The sequence below is a fragment of the Micromonospora sp. D75 genome, assembly GCF_018070405.1.
Classification (GTDB): Bacteria; Actinomycetota; Actinomycetes; order Mycobacteriales; family Micromonosporaceae; genus Micromonospora; species Micromonospora chalcea.
In genome coordinates this window covers 1-3,325 of record NZ_JAGPXV010000644.1, presented here as the reverse complement: position 1 = coordinate 3,325, position 3,325 = coordinate 1, and the positions used below count along the sequence as shown (strand labels likewise).

At 75.8% G+C, this 3,325-nt stretch carries 3 protein-coding genes and 1 pseudogene; 1 reads left to right on the top strand and 3 read right to left on the bottom strand.

Features of this window, described 5'->3' with window-relative positions:
• The 3 genes from ispE to KBX39_RS27000 all read right to left on the bottom strand — a co-directional run.
• On the bottom strand, positions 1-560 hold a 560-nt coding region (ispE, locus tag KBX39_RS27010; RefSeq protein ID WP_210873164.1), incomplete at its 3' end, for a 4-(cytidine 5'-diphospho)-2-C-methyl-D-erythritol kinase.
• A gap of 84 nt (positions 561-644) precedes the next feature.
• Entirely contained in the window at positions 645-1,514 is an 870-nt protein-coding gene (gene rsmA / locus KBX39_RS27005; protein WP_030501155.1) for a 16S rRNA (adenine(1518)-N(6)/adenine(1519)-N(6))-dimethyltransferase RsmA, read from the bottom strand.
• 79 nt (positions 1,515-1,593) lie between these two features.
• Entirely contained in the window at positions 1,594-2,499 is a 906-nt protein-coding gene (locus tag KBX39_RS27000) for a TatD family hydrolase (RefSeq protein ID WP_210873162.1), read from the bottom strand.
• 81 nt (positions 2,500-2,580) lie between these two features.
• Between KBX39_RS27000 and KBX39_RS26995 the strand changes: the two are divergent.
• Positions 2,581-3,325: pseudogene (locus KBX39_RS26995) on the top strand (hypothetical protein); the annotation flags it as partial.

Below are 3,325 nucleotides of genomic sequence, written 5' to 3'. Positions count from 1 at the left end.
ACCCAGTGCCAGGAGGTGGGGCGGGCGAGCACCGGGCTGACCGTCTCGCCGCGGCCGGTGCCGAGCGCGGTGCCGCCGTGGATGAGGAACGGCACGTCGGAGCCGAGGTCGGCGGCGATGCCGGCCAGTTCGTCGCGGGACAGCCCGGTGCCCCAGAGCGTGTCGCAGGCGACGAGCGCGGCGGCGGCGTCGGCGCTGCCGCCGGCGAGCCCGCCCGCGAGCGGGATCTGCTTGCGCAGGTGCAGCCGGGCGTGCGGGGCGACGCCCGCGTAGCCGGCGAGCGCGTGCGCGGCGCGCAGCGCCAGGTTGGTGTCGTCCAGCGCCAGCTCCCCGGCGCCCTCGCCCTCCATGGTGAGGGTGAGGGTGTCGCCGCGCCGGGCGGTCAGCTCGTCGTAGATGGAGATCGCGTGGTAGACGGTGTTCAGCTCGTGGTAGCCGTCACGGCGCAGCGGTCCCACTCCGAGATGCAGGTTGACCTTGGCGGGCACCCGCACCTTGACCGGGCCGCTGGCCCCGCGCCGCTGCCCGTCCTCGTCCTCCGGTCGCCATGCCTCGGTCACCGGGTGCGCTCCCCTGGACGCGGGCGGATGTCGAACGGCTTCTGCACGGTCAGCTCCTCGGCGGGGTCGGGCAACGGCGCCAGCCTACTGCTCGGCGGCGGAGCCGTCGGGGGCCGACGCGGCGATGGCGGCGAACTGCTCCACGGTGAGCGATTCGCCGCGTGCGGACGGGTCCACGCCGGCCGCGGCGAGCGCCGCGGCGGCCCGGTCCGCGCCGCCGGCCCAGCCGGCCAGGGCGGCGCGCAGCGTCTTGCGGCGCTGCGCGAACGCGGCGTCGACGACGGCGAAGACGGCCTTCCGGGGTACGTCCGGCCGGGGCGGTTCGCGCCTGGTGAACGCGACCAGACCGGAGTCGACGTTCGGCACCGGCCAGAACACGTTCGGCGGGACCTTGCCGGCGGCCCGGGAGCGGGCGTACCAGGCGAGTTTGACCGACGGGATGCCGTACACCTTGGAGCCGGGACCGGCGACGAGCCGGTCGGCGACCTCCTTCTGCACCATCACCAGGCCGTGCCGCAGTGTGGGCAGCTCGGCGAGCAGGTGCAGCACGACCGGCACGGCGACGTTGTAGGGCAGGTTCGCCACCAGCGCGGTCGGTGCCGGGTCGGCCAGGTCGGCGGCGGTGACCCGCAGCGCGTCGGCCGGGTGGACGGTGAGCCGCCCGGCGGCCTCGCCGGCGAAGCGGGCGGCGGTCTCCGGCAGCGCGGCGGCGAGCGCCGGGTCGAGTTCCACGGCGTGCACGTGCGCGGCGACCGGGAGCAGGGCGAGCGTGAGCGAGCCGAGGCCGGGGCCGACCTCCAGTGCCACGTCGTCCGGGGTCAGCCCGGCGGTGGTGACGATGCGGCGCACGGTGTTCGGGTCGTGCACGAAGTTCTGGCCGAGCTTCTTTGTCGGCGTGACGCCGAGGCGCGCGGCGAGTTCCCGGATCTCCGCCGGGCCGAGGAGTCCGGTCACGCCCCGTAGCGTAAGCGCCCCCGCCCGAGGGGAAGGAAGGGCCCCTTCTTAACGCCTCGCGATATGGAGGGGCCCCTTCTTAACGCCACGGGCCGAACGCGCGCTCACCGTTGGTGGAGATGGCGGCGCAGAGGGTGTCCAGGTCGGCGCCGGTGGTCTCGGCGAGGAAGCGGACGGTCAGCGGGATCAGGTACGAGGCGTTGGGCCGTCCCCGGTGCGGCATCGGGGTCAGGTACGGCGCGTCGGTCTCCACCAGCATCTGCTCCGGCGGGGTGACGGCGGCGGCCTCGCGCAGCGCGGCGGCGCTGCCGAACGTGACGGTGCCGGCGAAGCTGAGCAGGAAGCCGCGCCGGACGCACTCGCGGGCGAAGTCGGCGTCGCCGGAGAAGCAGTGCATGACCACGGTGTCCGGGGCGCCCTCGTCGTCGACGACGCGCAGCACGTCGACGTGCGCGTCGCGGTCGTGGATGACCAGCGCCTTGCCGTGCCGCTTCGCGATGGCGATGTGTGCCCGGAAGCTCTCCTCCTGCGCGGCCCGCCCCTCCTCGCCGGTACGGAAGAAGTCCATCCCGGTCTCGCCGACGCCCCGGACCCGGTCCCGGCCGGCGAGCGTATCGATCTCGCGCAGCGCCTCGTCCAGGTCGGCCAGCCGGGGCGCCTCGTTCGGGTGCAGCGCGACGGTGGCGAGCACCGCTGCGTACCGGTCGGCGACGTCGGCGCCCCACCGGGACGAGTCGACGTCCACGCCGACCTGCACGAGCCGGTCCACGCCGGCCCGGGCGGCGACGGCGATCGCGGCGGCCACCGGGTCCTCGCCGGGGGCGCCGCCCGGGGGTGTGCCGAACTCGCCGACGGTGATGTCGAGGTGGGTGTGGCTGTCCGGCACGGGTACGGGCAGCGGCTCGGGTGCGGGCGGGAACTCCCCGGCCCGGCGGGCGGCGCGCTGCTTGCGGGTCTCGGTCTGCTCGGTCATCGCGGCCAGCATCACACACCGGCCCGGTGCGGCGTTCCCGGACCGCCACCGGCCGTTCACACGCCCCACATCTGGCGGGCTTAGCGTCCCGGAGTGACAGTCACCGACCATGCCGGTGGGCCCGCCTCCGACCGGGCCGGGTTGCGCGTGACGTACGCCGGCCGGGTGCACCCGGCCGAGGAGATCGCCCGGGGCGCGGCGTACGAGCTGTTCAGCGCCGACGAGGCGCCCGGCTTCGAGTGGTGTCCCCGGCCCGGGGGCGGCTATCCGTGGCGCCGGTTCGTGCACGCGACCGAGGTGGACGCGGTGCACGGGGGCCCCGGGACGGCCGACGAGACGGACGCGCCGCTGCTGATGCCGGTGCACCGGGACCGGGGTTGGGCGTACGTACACCGGCTCAGCCAGCAGCCGGGGGCGGCGGGTGACCCGACGTTGGCCGCGGTGCGGGCCTCGGCGGTGATCCGGCCGGGCACCCGGATGGTGAAGGTGCTCTCCGCCCGGCAGCTCGCCGGCTACGTGCGGGGGTGGCTGCCGCACGGCTTCTGCTACCGGGAGCACGACGTGGCGCACCTGCGGACACCGGCCGGGATGGCGGTGCTGCGGGGCGACTCCGAGGGCGGTGACGTGGCGTACGCGCTGCGCTGGCGGGCCGCCGACCCGGCCGACTACGACGTGCCGGTGGGCGAGGCGCACCGGGGGCTCATGGCGTTGCCGCCCCGGGACCGGCTCGGGCCGCCGGTGCTGGGCACCGGGTTCGTGCCGAGCAGCGCGCAGCTCGTGCCGGAGTTCGTCACCCGGGAGTTCGCCGACCTGCCGATGCCGGCGAACGCCACGCTGC